At 67.8% G+C, this 17,082-nt stretch carries 15 protein-coding genes and 2 pseudogenes; 9 read left to right on the forward strand and 8 right to left on the reverse strand.

Annotated features, from left to right (window positions below; genetic code table 11):
- Positions 1–336: 336 nt before the first annotated feature.
- On the reverse strand, positions 337–1,278 hold the full coding sequence (locus IH26_RS54795; protein ID WP_245665967.1) for an RNA polymerase subunit sigma-70: 942 nt from the start codon (positions 1,276–1,278) through the stop codon (positions 337–339).
- A gap of 216 nt (positions 1,279–1,494) precedes the next feature.
- Here IH26_RS54795 and IH26_RS0144490 point away from each other — a divergent pair, with 216 nt between their 5' ends.
- Positions 1,495–2,940 (forward strand): DHA2 family efflux MFS transporter permease subunit, encoded by a 1,446-nt coding sequence (locus tag IH26_RS0144490; RefSeq protein ID WP_051809655.1) that lies wholly within the window; start codon positions 1,495–1,497, stop codon positions 2,938–2,940.
- 132 nt (positions 2,941–3,072) lie between these two features.
- A complete protein-coding gene (locus IH26_RS0144495; RefSeq protein WP_030442351.1) occupies positions 3,073–3,444 on the forward strand; it encodes a nuclear transport factor 2 family protein in 372 nt (123 codons plus the stop codon).
- A gap of 424 nt (positions 3,445–3,868) precedes the next feature.
- Here the strand turns inward: IH26_RS0144495 and IH26_RS0144500 are convergent, their stop codons facing one another.
- Entirely contained in the window at positions 3,869–4,534 is a 666-nt protein-coding gene (locus IH26_RS0144500; protein ID WP_245665968.1) for a response regulator transcription factor, read from the reverse strand.
- Positions 4,531–6,222: a sensor histidine kinase gene (locus IH26_RS0144505; RefSeq protein WP_034217381.1), complete on the reverse strand. Its 1,692-nt coding sequence runs from the start codon at positions 6,220–6,222 to the stop codon at positions 4,531–4,533. The genes IH26_RS0144500 and IH26_RS0144505 overlap by 4 nt, the downstream gene beginning before the upstream one ends.
- 242 nt (positions 6,223–6,464) lie before the next feature.
- Here IH26_RS0144505 and IH26_RS60550 point away from each other — a divergent pair, with 242 nt between their 5' ends.
- Positions 6,465–7,112: a hypothetical protein gene (locus IH26_RS60550; RefSeq protein ID WP_157437682.1), complete on the forward strand. Its 648-nt coding sequence runs from the start codon at positions 6,465–6,467 to the stop codon at positions 7,110–7,112.
- A 1-nt stretch (position 7,113) separates the two neighbouring features.
- A pseudogene (locus IH26_RS63565) lies at positions 7,114–7,260 on the forward strand (barstar family protein); the annotation flags it as partial.
- A 22-nt stretch (positions 7,261–7,282) separates the two neighbouring features.
- Here the strand turns inward: IH26_RS63565 and IH26_RS57305 are convergent.
- The 3 genes and pseudogenes from IH26_RS57305 to IH26_RS0144520 form a co-directional block, all read right to left on the reverse strand.
- Positions 7,283–8,185, reverse strand: coding sequence for a transposase (locus IH26_RS57305; RefSeq protein WP_157437684.1), 903 nt, complete (start codon positions 8,183–8,185; stop codon positions 7,283–7,285).
- Between the two features lie 70 nt (positions 8,186–8,255).
- A pseudogene (locus IH26_RS64810) lies at positions 8,256–8,666 on the reverse strand (transposase); the annotation flags it as partial.
- Between the two features lie 68 nt (positions 8,667–8,734).
- Positions 8,735–9,346 (reverse strand): TetR/AcrR family transcriptional regulator, encoded by a 612-nt coding sequence (locus tag IH26_RS0144520; protein ID WP_030442354.1) that lies wholly within the window; start codon positions 9,344–9,346, stop codon positions 8,735–8,737.
- Positions 9,347–9,417: 71 nt separating this feature from the next.
- On the opposite strand from IH26_RS0144520, the gene IH26_RS0144525 reads away from it, so the two are divergent.
- Positions 9,418–10,437: a glycoside hydrolase family 113 protein gene (locus tag IH26_RS0144525; RefSeq protein ID WP_030442355.1), complete on the forward strand. Its 1,020-nt coding sequence runs from the start codon at positions 9,418–9,420 to the stop codon at positions 10,435–10,437.
- Positions 10,438–10,861: 424 nt separating this feature from the next.
- On the opposite strand, the gene IH26_RS0144530 is transcribed toward IH26_RS0144525, so the two are convergent.
- The gene (locus IH26_RS0144530) at positions 10,862–12,031 is read right to left on the reverse strand and encodes a beta-propeller fold lactonase family protein (protein WP_157437688.1); all 1,170 of its coding nucleotides are present in this window, start codon (positions 12,029–12,031) and stop codon (positions 10,862–10,864) included.
- A 378-nt stretch (positions 12,032–12,409) separates the two neighbouring features.
- Here IH26_RS0144530 and IH26_RS60560 point away from each other — a divergent pair, with 378 nt between their 5' ends.
- On the forward strand, positions 12,410–13,300 hold the full coding sequence (locus IH26_RS60560) for a hypothetical protein (protein WP_157437690.1): 891 nt from the start codon (positions 12,410–12,412) through the stop codon (positions 13,298–13,300).
- A 53-nt stretch (positions 13,301–13,353) separates the two neighbouring features.
- Here the strand turns inward: IH26_RS60560 and IH26_RS60565 are convergent, their stop codons facing one another.
- Complete coding sequence (locus IH26_RS60565; RefSeq protein WP_157437692.1) at positions 13,354–13,506, reverse strand: hypothetical protein; 153 nt, start codon at positions 13,504–13,506, stop codon at positions 13,354–13,356.
- Between the two features lie 97 nt (positions 13,507–13,603).
- Here IH26_RS60565 and IH26_RS0144540 point away from each other — a divergent pair, with 97 nt between their 5' ends.
- From IH26_RS0144540 to IH26_RS0144550, 3 genes are all read left to right on the forward strand, one after another.
- Positions 13,604–14,734 (forward strand): hypothetical protein, encoded by a 1,131-nt coding sequence (locus IH26_RS0144540; RefSeq protein WP_157437694.1) that lies wholly within the window; start codon positions 13,604–13,606, stop codon positions 14,732–14,734.
- A gap of 21 nt (positions 14,735–14,755) precedes the next feature.
- The gene (locus tag IH26_RS0144545; RefSeq protein WP_157437696.1) at positions 14,756–15,028 is read left to right on the forward strand and encodes a hypothetical protein; all 273 of its coding nucleotides are present in this window, start codon (positions 14,756–14,758) and stop codon (positions 15,026–15,028) included.
- Positions 15,029–15,199: 171 nt separating this feature from the next.
- Complete coding sequence (locus IH26_RS0144550) at positions 15,200–16,747, forward strand: long-chain-fatty-acid--CoA ligase (RefSeq protein ID WP_030442359.1); 1,548 nt, start codon at positions 15,200–15,202, stop codon at positions 16,745–16,747.
- Positions 16,748–17,082: the final 335 nt, after the last annotated feature.

The raw sequence follows: 17,082 nt of genomic DNA on the forward strand, positions 1-17,082 counted from the left end.
GAGCACGCGCCCGGGACTACACCACCGACATCACGTCGGCCCTCCTAACTGCGAGTCCACTCGCAAAGTGCGACATCGTGTCGCAACGGCAGATCCGGATAGTAACCACGTGTCAATGTCCGAACAGCCTCAGTCGCCCGGGTTGTAGGTGTCGCTGCAACTGGCCGCGATGGGCAATGCCTCTTGACCGCCGTCGCTGGGGAGTTGGTGAAGCAATCCGGTGGTGCTGGTTGCTATAGCCGGCATTTCGCCCACGAGTCCATAGGTGTCCCAGGCTGTGGCGTAGCAGCGTCCCGACCGTTCGGGCGCAAGGTCGATGACTGGGCTGTACTGCGCCTATGGCGACCTGTGTCGGTCTCGGAGCTCGGTTGGGGCGGGGAACGATTCGGGGAGTCCGAACCGGGGGTAGAGGGCGTCGAGGTGGAAGCGGGTGATGGCCTGGATCCGGTCGGCGGTCAGGGTGAGCACGAACAGCCCGGCGGGGGTGGCGACCGGCGTGTCTGGGTCGCTGAGGTAGCTGCCGAAGGCCGGTTGGGTGTTGGCGCGGGTGGGTAGCAGGTGGATCCGGCGTTGGCCCCGGTAGGTGAAGGCGGTGTGGAGGAAGGCGCGGATCGCGTCGGGGCCGTGGTACTGGTGCGGCGCCGGGGGCATCGACAGCCACGCGGCGTCGGTGAGCAACGCGATCACCCCGTCGATGTCGGCAGCGATAAACGCGTCGGCGAAGCGTCGCGGCACATCGCCATCGGGGCCGACCGTTGGTTGTGGGATGCGGGCAGGGTCGGGGCTGTCGGGAGGTTGGTCGAGGCTGGCCCGGGCCCGTTGCAGGGCGCCTTTGACCGCGGTCGGGGTGGTGTTGAGCATACCGGCGACTTCGTCGGTGGCGAAGCCGAGCACGTCGCGCAGCAGCAGCGCGGCGGTTTGGCGGGGTGGCATGCGTTGCAGGGCGGCGACGAATGCTAGTTCGACCGCTTCGGTCGACTGGTAACGCGCGTCGGGGCCGGGCGCCGGGTCGGCGATGTCGTCGAGCAGGGTGTCGGGGTAAGGCTGCAACCAGGTGATCTCGTCACGCTGGGTGGGTTCGGGTGGCTGGAACGGTGGTATCGGTTCAACCGGGAGGCGTCGGCCGGCGCTGCGCAGCGCGTTGAGGCACTGGTTGGTGGCGATGCGGTACAGCCAGGAACGCAGCGACGCCCGCTGCTGGAAGCCGGACAGGCCGCGCCAGGCCGCCAGCAGCGTCTCCTGCAGCAGGTCTTCAGCGTCGGTCAGCGAGCCCAGCATGCGGTAGCAGTGCACCTGCAGCTCACGGCGGTGGGGGGTCGGTCAGCTCCCGGAACGCCTGCTCGTCTCCGCCCTGGGCGCGTCGCAACGTGGCTTGGTCCACTCTGGCAGCATGCCATCTCCGCCGACATCTTTTCGCGGGCACCGTTCCGTTCGCCGTTGTCGCGGTGTCTGCACAGGTGGGACATCAACACGCCGGCGAGGGAGAGGGTTTCGATGAGCGGCACGAGCGGCTACCGGTCGTATCGGGGTTGGACACTGGCGGTTACCTCGGTCGCCTTTTTCATGGTCGCGCTGGACGCGTTGGTGGTGACCACCGCGCTACCCATGATCGGCCGGGACCTGGGGGCGGGGATGGCGAGCCTGCAGTGGACCGTCAACACCTACGGCCTGGCGTACGCGGCGGGCATCATCACCGCAGCCGCGCTGGGTGACCGGTACGGCCGGCGGCGGGTCTTCACCACCGGCCTGGCGGTGTTCACGGCGGCCTCGGCCTGCTGCGCGCTGGCTCCCGGCGTCGGGTGGCTGCTGGCCGCGCGGACCGTGCAGGGTATGGGGGCGGCGGCCGTGATGCCGCTGAGCCTGACCATCCTGACCGACGCGTTCCCACCGCAGCGGCGGGGCGCGATCGTGGGGATCTGGGGTGGCCTGGGCGGCCTGGCCGTGGCCGGTGGCCCCCTGGTCGGCGGCGTGGTCACCGAAGGCCTGGACTGGCACTGGATCTTCTGGTTGAACGTACCCATCGGGTTGGCCGGCGTCGCGCTCTCGCGCGCCCGGCTGCCGCGCTCGGCCACCCACCCGGCTCCGCTGGACATCCCGGCGCTGGTGCTGCTCGCCGGCGGCGCGTCGGCGTTGGTGTGGGGTCTGGTCCGGGCCAGCACGGTCGGCTGGACCGCCGCCCAGACCCTCGTCGCGATAGCCGGCGGGGTGCTGCTGGTCGCCGGGTTCGTCGCCCGGGAACGCCGAACCGTGGCGCCGATGCTGCCGCTGCGGCTGTTCCGTACGCGGGACTTCGCCGCCGCCAACGCCACCGCGCTGCTGATGATCGCGGCGCTGAGCGCCGCGGTGTTCCTCATCGCCCAGTACTTTCAACTGGTGCTGCACTACTCCCCGCTGGCCACCGGGCTGCGACTGCTGCCGTGGACGGCCACGCCACTGCTGGTCGCCCCGCTCGCCGGACGCCTGTCCGACCGGATCGGGCGACGCCCGGTCCTAGCCACGGGCATGCTGCTACAGGCCACCGGGCTGGGCTGGTTCGCACTGATCGCCGGCGCGACACCCCACTACGCCGAGATGGTGGCCGCGCTGCTGATGGCCGGCGTGGGTATCTCCATGGCGCTGCCTACCACTGCGACCGCCGCGATGAACGCGGTCGCGCCAGCCGAATTGGGTAAGGCCTCGGGCACCAACAGCACCATGCAACGCCTCGGCGGCGTGTTCGGCGTCGCGGTCGTCACCGCCGTGTTCACCGCCAACGGGCGCCTCGGCAACGCCGTCACGTTTACCGACGGGCTGCGGCCGGCGCTGACGGTCGCCGCGGGGCTGTCGCTGCTCGGCGTCCTGTCGGCGCTGGCGCTGCACGGGCGGGCCACGGCCGACCACGCCACGGTGGCACTGACCGCCGCCCGCATCCCGGACCTCGCCACCGTCACCACCGGCTGACGATCGACCCGAAACTGCGCCGAACCCGCCAGGGCCAGCACCCACAACCAAAGTCGAGACCGGCCCCAGTGCCGGGCAATCCAGATCAGACACGAAGACCAGAAACCCGCATCTGACACGGAGGAAACCGCCATGACGCAGTCCAACAGCCGTGCCCTGCGCACCGCGCTGGCCTACTACCAAGCATGGACCGACCACGACCTGGACACGGCGATGAGCTTCATCGCCGAGGACATCGTCTGCGACGCACCCGCCGGCCGGTTGCGGGGCGCCCAGGCATACCGCGGCTTCATGGGCCCGTTCCTACAGATTCTCACCGGCGCAACGATGATCGCCGCGTTCGGCGACGACGATACCGCGCTGATCATGTACGACACCGCAACCGTGCCGGTGGCGAGTGCTCCGGCCGCGGAATGCGTCACCGTCAAAGAAGGCAAGATCACTTACAGTCGGTTCATCTTCGACCGGGCACCCTTTGACGCCGCCCGCAAAGCCTCCGACTGACCGCCGTCCGCGCCGGTCCGCCATCCATACCGGGTGGCCGACCCGGCACTCCGCCATGTCCCGACTACTCGTCAACGTGGACCGGTTCTGCCTGACCACTGACAATGTCCGATCAATCGGGAGAGACGCGAGCGACGGAGTTCAAGATCGCATTGTCACTGAGTCGGGAGCACATCTTCCGCGAGGCGGAAGATTGTCGAGGTTTGCGATACTGATCGACTCAATGATTCGCGTACGTGAGCATTTCTAGGCGCTCGATGAACATCCTGTCATCGGCAGTTGAGGAAGTCGGTCGTTCAGACTTTACCGTCGGCTCAGTGAGGAAAGTTTGCGTTGGGCGTCTGCCTCACCTTGGATCTCGGCTATGCGGCGAACGAACTTGCTCTGTCCACGCCGAACTCGTAGAGCAGCGCCCGCCGCGCGGTCAAAGCCCGGTGCCGATCCGGCGCAAGTAGGTGAGTACGGCCAGGACACGTACGTTGACGTCAGTGCGCCCGTTGCTCTCGGAGTGCGGCAGTCCGAGCTTGGTGTTGATCGCGGTCACTCTTTTCTCGATCGTCTTCTCGGCGTAGTGCAGCCTCGCTGCGATAGCACTGTTGGACAGGCCCTCCGCCATGAGCTCCAGGACTGTTCGCTCGGCCCGGGTGAGACGCTCCAGCGGGTCGGCCGTGCGGCGGCGATACATGACGCGCTGCACGACCTCGGGATCGATGACCACCTCACCGCGCGCCACTCGGCGTATTGCGTCGATTAGCCCCACGGTGTCCTGTACCCGATCCTTGACCAGGTAGCCGAGGCCACGAGAGCCGTTCTGTAGCAGGCGGATGGCGTACGAGGTCTCGGCGTAGTGCGAGAGCACCAGCAGGCCTACGTCGGGGTGCCGTTCGCGGATCGCCTCGGCCGCTTGTAGTCCCTCGTCGGAGTGGCTGGGCGGCAGCCGGATGTCGAGCACGGCGACGTCCGGGGGCGCGAGGTCGATCAGGGTGAGAATGCCGTCCTTCGTCTCGGCGTCGCCAGTGACCTGGATGCCGTGACGGGTGAAGAGGTCCATGAGCATCGCGCGGAGGAGGCCGGAGTCCTCGGCGATCATGATTTGCATGGCAACTCCGCGGTGATGGTGGTGCCACCCAGGCGCCCGCTGTCGATCCTCATGGTGCCGCCGACGGTGGTGACTCGGTCACGCAGCCCCCGCAGGCCGCTGCCTCGTGGATCGGCTCCGCCCACACCGTCGTCGGAGATCCGGACCACTAGGCGATGCGAGGCGTCCTCGACCGACACCTCGGCACGTGTAGCCCCCGCGTGCTTGTAGACGTTGGACAGCGCCTCATGGATGACGAAGTACGCCGTACGTTCTAGGGAGACCGGCCACCGCCGGCCGGGGACGGCGAACTTAACCGGAAGCGGCGCCCGCTCGGCCAGCATCTCCACCACCGCCGAGAGGCCCTGTTCGTTTAACGCCGGCGGGTCGATGCCCTCGGTAAGCTGCCGCAACTCGCGGATGATGTCACGCAGCTGGGCGGCCACCACGGTCAGCATCCGTTGCTGCTCCGGACGCAGCACGTTGCCGGCGAGCTCCTCACGCAGCCGGCCGACCATGAGGGAGACGGCAAGCAGCCGATGCTGGGCGCCATCGTGCAGATCGCGCTGAATCCGGCTGCGCTCCTCATCGGCTGCGGCGACGATTCGTGCCCTCGAGGCGCGTACCTCCTCTAGTTGCAGCCGTTGCTCAGCCAGCAACCGCGCGTTCTCGAGCGCGAGCGACGCAGCCGCGACGACGGCCTCGACCAGTGGCGCCTGATCGCTCAGAGCCGGGTCGTGGATCAGAGTGGCCAGGTGCTCGTGATGCCGGGCGACGACGGTGACCCGCCGCGGGTCAGCCGGTACCTCGACCCGTCCGCCCGCGGAGTCGACGAAGCGCCCGTCCTCCATCCGAAGGCCGATACGCAGGCCCGGGTCGCCGAGCACGTCGGACAGCGCATCGCGCAGATGACCGGGGTCCGCCGACTCCTGCAGCCGCATGACCAGGGTCGCCACGCCGAGGCGTGCCAGCCGCACGCGGAGCAGGCCGGCAAGGATCCCGAACGGCGTGACGATCAGAACTAGCGCAAACGTCAGCAGCATCGGGGCCTGCATCGCCGGCCAGGGGTGCGCCACGCCGAGAATGCCCCAGACGAGGGCGACGACACCGGCCACCGCGCCAGCGCTCCACATGACGGCCAACCGCCGGCGCACTGGCGTACCGGCCACCCACCAGCGCTGCACGACCAGCCAGAAGGCAGCGGTGATACAGACTGCCCCGAGCCACGTGGCGACCGGCCCCCAGACCGACATGTAGCGGCCCGAACCCCACACTTGCGGCTCGCGCGGGTCTTCTACCAGGTAGCGAAGCACCTGGGTAGCGGTCACCGACGCGTACAACGCGAGAACCACCGCCCACTCGACCCGCCGCTGCAACCTACCGGTAGGAAGCGCCAGGATCAGGTGGGTGAAGATGGCCGAAGGCAGGTAGAACAGGCAGAACCCGATCGCGAACAACACCGGCTGCCGGCCGACCTGGAGATCCCCCAAGTACCACGTCAGGCCGACCGCGGCCATGAGCCGACCCGTGGCATTGGCCGGCTCCCGGCGCCAGGCGATCACACCGGCGACCACGAACGACAGGCCGACCAGTTGCAGCGGCAGCCAGACTGGCCACGAAAGCGGCCGAGCACCCGCGGTGAGGCTCAGCGCAGCCGCGGTTTCTGTTACCGCGGCCATGGCGACGACACTCGTCAGCACGGTCGTAGTCGCTTGTCCACGATCCTTCCGTACGGGATCACTCCGGGCGGCGGCCATAGATCATTCTGTTCCGGCACCGTGCCGGTTGCCAGATCCCTTGCACTATTGGAGGGATAACCCTCCCGGAGTCGGAGGGCAAGCCCGGCAGCGATCCTCCCAATCATTGGTGATACTGACTTTCAGACCAGCCCGAGTCGCGCTTGCCTTAACAATTTTCTGTCGAATCCCCTTAGGAGTGATCCATGAATTTCCGGCGTACCGTTATCATCCTGCCGACACTTCTCGTCAGCTGTTCCATCACACTCAGCGCATGCGAAAGCGGCTCGACGCCTTCCACGCCAGCAATCACCGCATCACCGCAAGCTTCCAAGGCGGAGGGGCCCGTGGTGCCTCCTGAAACACCGACGTTCACCCAGCCGCCGGACCAGAAGTCTGAGGGCGACCCTCCGGCTGACCCTCCGGCGGACTTGTCCGGCGCCTGCACGCAAGGTCCGTCGCTCATGGGTTCGGATGCAGCGCTGGAATGCCACCCCGGTTCGCCGGAGCAGGTCTACTACTGGCATTTCTCGCAGTCCAGTGAATTCGTAGCCGCCTATCGGGACCTCACGTCCGAACTCGGAGCGCTTTCGCCGGTGTCCGGCGACTGCAGCGAACTTTGGAATGGGAAGGCCGAGTTCAGCATGGATGGCAAGGGCATCGGCTTTCTCGCCTGCCCCGACTCGCCGCCGTCCGACGTGAGCTATCTCTATAATGATGGGAGTGGCGGCAGCTTCCTCACGTGGGCCAATACGTCCGACGAGACAATAGGACTTGTGAAAGACCCGTATTCCCTCGCCGCTGGTCTATTTAAATGGTGGCAGAGCGAATACCCGCAATACGTCGTAAGCTAGAGTATTCGCCGGCCAAGCACGCACCGCGATTCTGATTGGTAACCGACTCATCTGCTTGGTTCAGTCGAACGACCCGCGGTTGAGCCTCGAACCGGTCGGTGCCGTGCCTGTGATGTGGAACGACGCCGAATGGCTGGACTCTAGTAGGGCAGCCGCACTTGTCGGCGTGATTATGGTGTGGCTTGCCGGGCGAGTCGGGTGCGGTGGTGGAACCAGCGGGCTCGGGCTTGGTGGCGTCGTCTCCACCAGGTCCAGTGCAGGTGGTGGGCGTCGGTGTGTGGCCGGCGGGTGATCAGGATGAACAGGCGTTTGATCTCCGCGACGGTGAAGGCGATCAGGCCGGGGTCCTCGGGCGGGTCTTCATCGGCGCCGACCGGCAGGATCGGTGCTGGCGCACAAATTTTCGCCTGCGCGGCGGTGACCGCGCAGACTGCGAGCGCGGCCATGGTCAGCACCAGATGGCGTGTAAGGGCGGTGTAGAGCCGGACCTGGGAATGGTCGAGGCCGAAGTGGTCTTTGCCGAAATCGAAGTCGTCTTCGACCGGCCAGCGCAGGCACGCCACCCGCACCAACGTCATCAGCGGGACCGACGTGCCGGGCGGGACGTGGCAGTAGTGGTAGGCGACCTCGCCGCTGTGCAGATGCTTACGCAGCAACAGGAAATGGTGCGGGCTGGCGGTGGCGACCCACGCCCAGGCGTAGCGCCGGTCGCCCTTGGACCCGGGCACCGCACGGATCTGCCAACTGTCCTGCCTGCACAGCACCGTGTCCACCACCGCGTCGGCGCGGAGCCGGACACCGGCGGCCAGGTCGGCGTGGAACGCGCGGCCCACCCGCAGCACGTACCCGATCCCGTTGTCCTCGCAGAAGCTGCGCAGTTCCCCGGAACGGCCGTAGACCTCGTCGCCGGCACACCAGGCGGGCATCGTGGCGTCGGCGACCATGTCCGCCATGATGTCCACGGCCAACTGCGGCTTGGACCGGAACGCGGTCCGCTCCCCGATACCCGACGCGGCCCGGCGATCCGGGTCGGCGAGCTGATCGGCGGGAACATAGATCCGGGCACCGACCAGGGCATGCCGGGGTGGGGTAGGAGCAGTACACCGTGTTCACCCCGTTCGCGATGCGTCCGGCGCAGCCCATGTACTGCCGCTGCACTCCGGCCGTGGCGCCGCCGTCCTTCTCCTGCCCGGACTCATCCAACGCGGCCACGACCAAGGGCTGACCACGCAACGCCTCGACCACGAACCCGCGGATCGTGGCCATCGCCGCGTCGTGGTCGCACACCGCATGGTTCAACAGCCGCTGCGTCGGGTCCGGGCACACGTCCCCGGCGTGCTCCGCAATCGTCCAGCCGTTCTTCCGCGGCAGGTCACTGACCAGCGCGGTCATATATTTTCCCGCCTGCTCGAACGGTTCCACCCGCCGGAAATACGGTCGTAGCCGCCGATGGAGCACGGCCAGGTTCTCCACCGCGAGGGCACCCTCTACCATGGCAGCCACAGCCTCATGATTTTCTTGCATCACAACTCGATCATGGCGATGCGGCTGCATTCATGATCAGTGGGGCCCACATAGTCCGTGCTACGAGCCCAAACGTGGCAACCTCACTTGCCGAAGCTCTATCTGGGCCGGGCTGCTGCCGCGAAGGCCGGCCGAAACGTTTCGATGGCGGCCCGTACCAGTTCCGGGAGACTGCCGGTGGCGATCACGAGGCCGCCTCTTGCTGCGCCGGTGAAATGCAGCCAGCGCTTGAGGGCGACCTTGGCGGCCGCTTCCACCGCCGCCGCAAGCACTTCGGCCGTCTCCCGGTCGAGGCCGCGCCCGGCGATCGCCTCGGTCAAGGGTTCCTCGATGGAGGTGACCGTCTCCACGTAGCAGGTGCGGAGGGCCGGCGTTGTCGCGATCATCAGCATCGCCTCCGGCGGACCGCTGCCCGTGTCGGTGTACTGCCCGACGACCGCGTCGATCACCGCGGTGGCCAGATCGACGTCGTCGGGCCGGTCAGCGATCGCTGCCACGATGCGGGACCCCCGCTGCGCCGTGACCGCGGCGACGATCGCGTGCTCCCGGCTGGAGAAGTAGTTGTTGTAGGTGCGTGGGGACACGCCTGCCGCCTCGGCGATGTCATCGACGCGTACCTGTTCGGGTCCGTGGGCCAGGGCGAGCCGCAGGGCCGCCTCCTGCAATGCCACCCGCGTGGTCTGCTTCTTGTGCTCGCGCAGTGTCGTCACCGCTGCAGTATCACATGTAAGTGCGTGCACGAAAAATTGCGTGCGCGCAAAATTCTGATACGGTCATGGTCATGAGAGCGAAAGGCATGGCCTACGACACCGGATTCGTCTTCCGCGGCACCATCTCCCGGGAGGACTTCGACCCCGCCGTGGTGCGGCGGGAACTCACGATCATCCGCGACGATCTGCACTGCAATGCCGTCCACCTCACCGGCGGCGAGGCCGACCGTCTCGAGCTGGCGGCCGGCATCGCAGCTGAACTGGGGCTGGAAGTCTGGTTCTCGCCCTACCCGCTCGACCTGACCCCCGAGCAGATCCTCGACCTGTTCACCGACTGCGCCGAACGCGCCGAACGCATCCGCGCGACCGGCGCCCCGGTCGTGTTCGTCGCCGGCGTCGAGCTCAGCCTCATGAACCACGGCTTCATCAACGGCGACCTCATCGAGGATCGGATCGCGGCCCTGCTCGGCGACCCCGCCACGCGCGCCGCGCGCGTCGCGGCGATGCGCGGCAAACTCGACGGGTTCCTGCGCACGGCGGTCACGGAAATCCGGGCCCGGTTCCACGGGCCGGTCACCTACGCGGCGATCCAGTTCGAAGGTGTCGACTGGGACCTGTTCGACATCATGACCTTCGAACTCATCCGCTCGGCCGAGGTCGCCGACGTGTTCCGCGAAGGCGTGCGAACCCTTACCGCCCAACCGAAACCCGTCGCCATCACCGGCTTCGGCTGTGCCACCTGGCGCGGCGCCGCCGATGTCGCACCCCGCAGCATGGACGTGCTCGACGGCGGCACCCCACCCCGGCTGCGCGAACCCCTCGAACGCGACGAGGCAGGCCAGGCGAGGTACCACGCCGAACTGCTCGAGATCTTCGAAAGCGAAGGCGTGGACGCCGCGTTCGTCTACCTGTTCGCCCTCTACAACTACCCGCACCGCCCCGACGGCGACCCCCTCGACGACCTCGACCTGGCCGGCGGCGGCATCGTCAAGGTCTACGACGACGGCCGCACCGGCGACACCTACCCCGACCTCCCCTGGGAACCCAAAACCGTCTTCCACGCCATCGCCGCCCACAACGCCCGCACCTGACACGGCCGCAAGGCTAGGAGGCGCAATTCACCGCGAGCTCGGCAGGACCGCCCCAAACACCCAAGTGCGGCTGACCTACTAGTCGTGGCCCGTGAGGGGACCTTCCGAGGGCTGGCACGGCGGCCGACCATACGCGCTCATCTCGGCATTATCCGTGCAGGTGACCATGGTGCCGGTCAGTTGTTCTGCTACGTACAGTGACTGCGTGTCGTGGTTGGGTGCCATCCTGTCAGGTGGCTGGCCCAGGCGGGCGGGAAGTCCTCGTTCCGATGCGACGAGGCGGTCGTTGGTCTGGGTGTATCGGGAGCGAAGCGTGGTACGCCGCCGGTGGTGGTGCGGGAGAGCCGAGGACCGCGTCGTTGTCGGAAGGGGGACCGGGAGCAGGCGGTCGCGGCGTTGACGGCCACGATCGGAGGTGCCGCTGTCACGGTGCAGTCCGAGTGGTCAGTTCGTCCAACAGGGGTAGCCGTACGCCGAGATCGTGGTCTTGGCCGGTAGGGTCGATCGCGTGGACGCGGGCATCCGTGCCCGCGACGAACAGCCAGCGGCCGTCCGGCGACCAGACCATGCCGTCGCCATCGGCGCGCGCCGGTACGGCGAGCCGGCGATCCTTGCCGTTGGACATGTCGATGAGGTGGACCGAACCGGCGCCGCTGGAATCCGGGGTGACGATGGCGGCCGCTCGGCCGTCGGGGGAGATGAGTCCCGAGGGTCCCGAGGTCGAGATGGCCGGGCCGAGAACGCGGTGCGCCCAGGTGCTGCGGTCGACCGCGGCGGTGAAGCAGCGCAGTTGGTCATCGCATTCGAGTGTCAACCAGCCGGTGGGACCCATGGCGAGCAGCTGGCCCGTGGTGATCCGCCGGATCGATCCGGGCCGCAGGTCGTACGTGCCTCCCGCGGCGTACACCGTCAGGTAGCCGGCGCCGTCCGGCGCGGCGTTCCCGCCGGTGGTGGGCGGCAGGGCGATGGACGCTGCGGTCGGTCGTCCGTCGAAGCCGGTCAGGCGCATCGCCTGCACCTGACCGTTGGACGGCACGACCGTCCACATGTGTGCTGGGTCCGGTCCGGGTAGCGCGGGGCCGGAGGCACCGAGCGGGCCCGTCAGCGTCCGGGCGGGCTGCCCGTCCGGTACGGCGTAACCCGCCACCGCGTCCAGTGGACGGACGATCGCGGTACCGGGTCCGGCCAGGAACGAGATCGGGCCGCTGCTGTCCACCGGTGGTACGGCGGTGCGGGTGATCCGACCCCGGGCCAGTTCGATCCGGACCATCCCGTCCGGGCCGAGGCCGAACAGTTCCCACGGTGCGGTGACGCCCAGCAGCGGGCGCCCCACCTCCGTCACCTCGGGCGCAGCCGAGCTGAGGCTGGGTAGCGGTGAGGGTGACGGCGCGACCGGGGACGGACTCGCGGAGGGCGCGGCGACCGGACCCGATGAACCGGCCACGTGTGCGACCACCGCGGCGAGCACGGCGGCGGCGAGAACAGCGGGCAGGCCCAGCTTGCGCAGCCACGGGCGGCCCGGGCCGCCGCCCGACCGCGCCCCGCCGAATACGAGAACATCGGGCTGCTCGGGATCGCGATCCGATACCACCACATCAGGATGACACCGCGACAGGTAGATAGGTTCCCGGCCAGGCGGCGCACCCGACAGCGACCTCCGCGCCTACACCTACGACGGCCTGAAGCGGGTCACCGGCGACGAGCTGAAGACCGCGTCCGGGACGTCGATCGCGCCGGGTCGCGCGCTCAGCGGCAGATGGATGTCTACGCACGTGCTGTTCGATGCCAGGGACTGCGAGAATAAAAGGCGCTACAATTTTCGCGCCAGCTGCGCCGGTGGCGTAGACTAAGTGCCTTGCCCTCTGAGGTCGACCGGTAAGACGCCCGCCTTCATGCCCCGACGTGCTGGGTATTCTAAAAGCGGGAGAAGTACGTTCGATTCGTACCGGGGGTCCTGTTGGAGTCCATCTCGTTGGCGTTGGTCAACAGTCCGGCACGCCGTGTCTTCAAGCGCTTGGCTGGACAGAACAACCACTTCTTGATTACCATCTTGGTTGGCCTGGATGCCGTCGAGGCCGGACTTGCTGAACCAGCTGAGGAATTCAGCACGACGTGGGCGCCCAAAGACCCAGTGGCATCAGCAAGGCGAAGTCGAGAGTTTGCGACGAAGGCGTGCCTTGCATGGACGATTGATTCGCTCAGCGCTTACCTCAAGAATATCATCGCCGCCCCAGCCGTTGTCGGCACTGAAGCCATCGAGCAGATAAGGAATGCCGACGGATTGGAGAAGCGCCTTGATGCCTTGCTATCCGCAGCACAGCCATCATTGCAGGCGAGCGAAGGTGAGCTTGCAAAGGCAGCGATAGTGTGGCGGAACAGGATCGTTCACTACGGCGCCAGCAACAAGATCAGCTCCACGGTGCGAAGCAATCTCAACGCAAATGCCCCGAAAATCAAGGATCTCTATCAAGGGTTGGATGTTGGCCGAATGATTGCCCACGTGGACAAGGCGGGCGCTCCGACATTCAAGGAGATCGCAAGTCTCGTGAGGGCAACGCAAAACCTCGTGCGAGCGATAGACGGGGCCTTGGTTGGCATTGTGGATCTGGAATCCTACCTGCGTCAGGCATTGGTTTTATATCTGAACGAGAACCCGGGAGGGCGAAGCGCGAACATCTGGGGGCGTTCGGAGAGCCGCAGATTGGGCACCATCGTACAAATAGCGTGTAACGCTGGGCTTTCACAGTTCGAGCCGACCAGCGCTCCGACGAACCACATTTCCTGGGAGTACCTGAGGGAACTTGCGAAATGGAGCCCCAAGGAAGCATTGGCAGAGCTCCTTCCGGCCGGGAACGTCAGTTGAATTTGTCCTCATGCAGGTAAGTGGATTGATCATTGCGCCCAACGATCACTTCGTTACGCAAGCTTGCCGATCAGCTGGTACACGCCCCACCGGCAGTCGGTGAGCATGTACTCGCAGGCGATCGTGCGAATCGCTCCTCGTACTTGAATGAACCGCTCGGTGTTCAGCGCCGCCTCGGCCGGCGTGAGCCAGGCGGTGGCGGTCATCGGGGGACCAGCGCCGGGCCGCCGGCATTTCAGCGCCGCATCAGATTCCCTCCAGCCGGTGGTGGCACGGTCCGGCCATCGAAGGTGAGGAGGGGACGTGAGAAAGACACTTATGGCCGCCGCCGGCTCGGTGGTGGCCCTCGGCGTGGTGGTCGCGACCGGCGGGCCCGCGTGGGCCGCCGCCGCGATCCAGATACCGGTGGCGTCGACCGGCTTCTTCGGCGGATTCCTCGGCGTGGACGCCGTCTCGCCGTCCGACGGGTGGGCCGTCGGCGGCAACGGCAACGGGATGATCCAGCGCTTCGACGGTACGAGGTGGAGCGTGTTCCCCAGCCCGGACCTGCTCGGCGGCGGCGCGAACAGCTGGGCCGACCTGAGCGGGGTCGACGCGACGTCGGCCGGGTCGGCGGTCGCCGTCGGCAACACGACGGCGGCCAGTGGCGGGGCCAAGTCGGCCGTCGCCCTGCGCTGGAACGGCACGGCCTGGAGCCGGCAGGCGCTGCCCCGGACGGCCGGCACGGACACCGAGTTGTCCGCGGTCAAGGCGTTCTCGGCGAGCGACGCCTGGGCGGTCGGGCAGACGGCCTCGACCAGCTCGACCTTCCGCCGGACGCTGGCGATGCACTACGACGGCACCTCCTGGAGCGCCGTGCCGACGCCGAGCGCGGGCACCCGCACCAACTTCCTGACCGCGGTCGACGGCGTCTCGGCCCGGGACGTCTGGGCCGTCGGGTACTCGCTGAACCTGCCGTACGGCAATCGGATCCGGCAATCGCAGATCCTGCACTGGGACGGCACGGCGTGGACCCGGGTCGCCGGCCCGAACAACGGCAGCACGTTCCTCTACGACGTGGCGGCGCTCTCGGCGACGGACGCGTGGGCGGTCGGCGTCGGCACCAGCGGCGCGGCTTTCGTCGTACGGTGGAATGGAATCTCCTGGCACGCCGTCGCGGCGCCGCCGCTGGTGAACCTCGGTGGAGTGACCGCCCGGTCCGCCACCGACGTCTGGGTGACCGGGGCGGCCGCCGACGACGCGAGCAAGCCCGCACTCGCCCACTGGAACGGGACCACCTGGACCGTCACCCCGGTGACCGTGACCGGCGGCGTCGGCATTCCCCTGCTGGGCGCGATCACGACCGCGGACGCCACCACCGAATGGGCGGTGGGCAGCCAGTGGGACGGGACCACCGGGCAGTCCTCCTCGATCGCCTTCCGCGTCGTGGGCTGAGCCATGAGAGGAAAAAGGACCATGCGACTTGGCGTGATTCTCCCGGCGGTCGGCGCCGCCCTGATCCTGACCACGGGGGCTGCTCTCGCGGCACCGGCCTGGGCCTCGACACCGACCCCCGACCAGGCGCCGGGCGGCGTGCCGTTCACCAACGTGTTCACCGCCGTCACCGCCCGGACCAGCACCGACGCGTGGGCCGTCGGTACCTTCCTGCGCGGCGGCAACGTCTGGGCGGTCGGCAACACCGTGCCGGCCGACGGGGACAACCGCGCGTTCGCGATGCACCGCTCCTGACCGGCACCATCACCGCGGTCCGGCCCACCTGCCCGGGTGAGCCGGACCGCGTCGTCGCCGGCGTGACCCAGTGGATCATGAAACAAGACCGCAACGGAGGTTTCTTCCGCGCGGCTGCGCGTGCTCGAATGAGACGCACGCCACATAGGCCATCTGAAGGGGAACGACCGCATGCTCAACCTCTCCGTCCTGCTGGAGGACAGCGCCCGCCACTACCCGGAGCGCACCGCGGTCGTGCTCGGCGACACGCGCCTGACGTACGCGCAGGTGGACGCGGCCGCCCGGCAGGTCGCCGCCCTGCTGGCCGAGCGGGGCATCCGGCCCGGCGACAAGGTGGCGCTGTCCTGCCCCAACCTGCCGTACTTCCCGGTCGTGTACTACGGCATCCTCAAGGCGGGCGCGGTGGTCGTCCCGCTGAACGTGCTGCTCAAGGGGCGTGAGATCGCGTACCACCTGGGCGACTCGGAGGCGAAGGCGTACTTCTGCTTCCAGGGGACGCCGGAACTGCCGATGGGCGCCGAGGGGCACGCCGGGTTCGAGCAGGCGGAGGGGTGCGAGCACTTCTTCCTGATCACGGCCGAGCCGGCGGCGGCGGCGCCGATCGAGGGCGTGGAGACGATGGGGTCGGCGCTGGCCGGCCGGTCGCCGGTCTTCGAGACGGTGCTGCGGGCCGAGACCGACCCGGCCGTGATCCTCTACACCAGCGGGACCACCGGGCAGGCCAAGGGCGCCGAGCTGTCCCACTCCAACCTGGTGCTGAACGCGCTGACCTGCAACCGGCTGTTCCGCAGCGACCCGGGCACCGACACGCACCTGCTGGTGCTGCCGCTGTTCCACTCGTTCGGCTCGACCGTGAACATGAACGCGGGCTTCGCGACGGCGTCGACGCTGGTACTGCTCCCCCGGTTCGACGCGGCCGCGGCGGTCAAGCTGCTGCAGTCGGAGAACGTGACCTTCTTCGCCGGCGTACCGACGATGTACTGGGGTTTGCTCAACGCGCTGACCGAGGACGTCGACGTCGAGCGGATCGCGTCGAACATGCGGGTCGCGGTCGCCGGCGGCTCCAGCCTGCCCGTCGAGATCATCAGGGAGGTCAGGGAGCGGCTGGGGGTGACCATCCTGGAGGGGTACGGGTTGTCCGAGACCTCGCCGGTCGCGACCTTCAGCGATCCGGACAGCGACCCGCGGCCGGGCTCGATCGGCATCCCGATCTGGGGCGTCGAGGTGAAGCTGATCGACGAGTCGTGGAACACCATCGAGGGCACCGACGAGATCGGCGAGATCGCCATCCGCGGTCACAACATCATGCGCGGCTACTACAACCGCCCCGAGGCGACCGCCGAGGTGATGCGCGACGGCTGGTTCCGCAGCGGCGACCTGGGCAAACGCGACAAGGACGGCTTCTACTACATCGTCGACCGAGCCAAGGACATGATCATCCGCGGCGGCTTCAACGTCTATCCGCGCGAGATCGAGGAGGTCCTGATGACCCACGAGGCGGTCTCCCTCGCCGCGGTCATCGGCGTCCCCCACCCGAGCCACGGCGAGGAGGTCAAGGCCTTCGTGATCCTCAAGGACGGCGCCACGGTCACCGAGGACGAGCTGGTCGCCTGGGGCAAGGAGCAGATGGCGGCGTACAAGTACCCACGCATGGTCGCGATCGTCGACTCGCTGCCGATGACCGCCACCGGCAAGCTGCTCAAACGCGCCCTGAGCTGACAAGGCGCAGGACCAACCCACGGAGATCTTCGTACGGTGTGCGCTGTTCCGATCGGGATGGCCGGACCGGCTCGCCATGGCGCTGGGCTGCGTGGTCGCTGCTCGTGCGGCCGGTCCGGCTTGGTGGTTGGTCGGCCGGGGCAGGGGCGTGGTGACGCATCCTCGAGCGACGACCGCAACGGTGATGACTTGCCGTTCCTGGCGGACAGGTGCGCTTCAAGATTCACCGACGGCCGGCAGACGAAGATGACTTCCTGTTCGCGGCGAACAGCAGGTCTTCATCGTTGCCGCGAAGATCGCCCGGCAAGGTCCCCGCACTGCCTGCCGGCCCCGGT

It is taken from the genome of Actinoplanes subtropicus (assembly GCF_000721705.1).
GTDB classification, from domain to species: domain Bacteria; phylum Actinomycetota; class Actinomycetes; order Mycobacteriales; family Micromonosporaceae; genus Actinoplanes; species Actinoplanes subtropicus.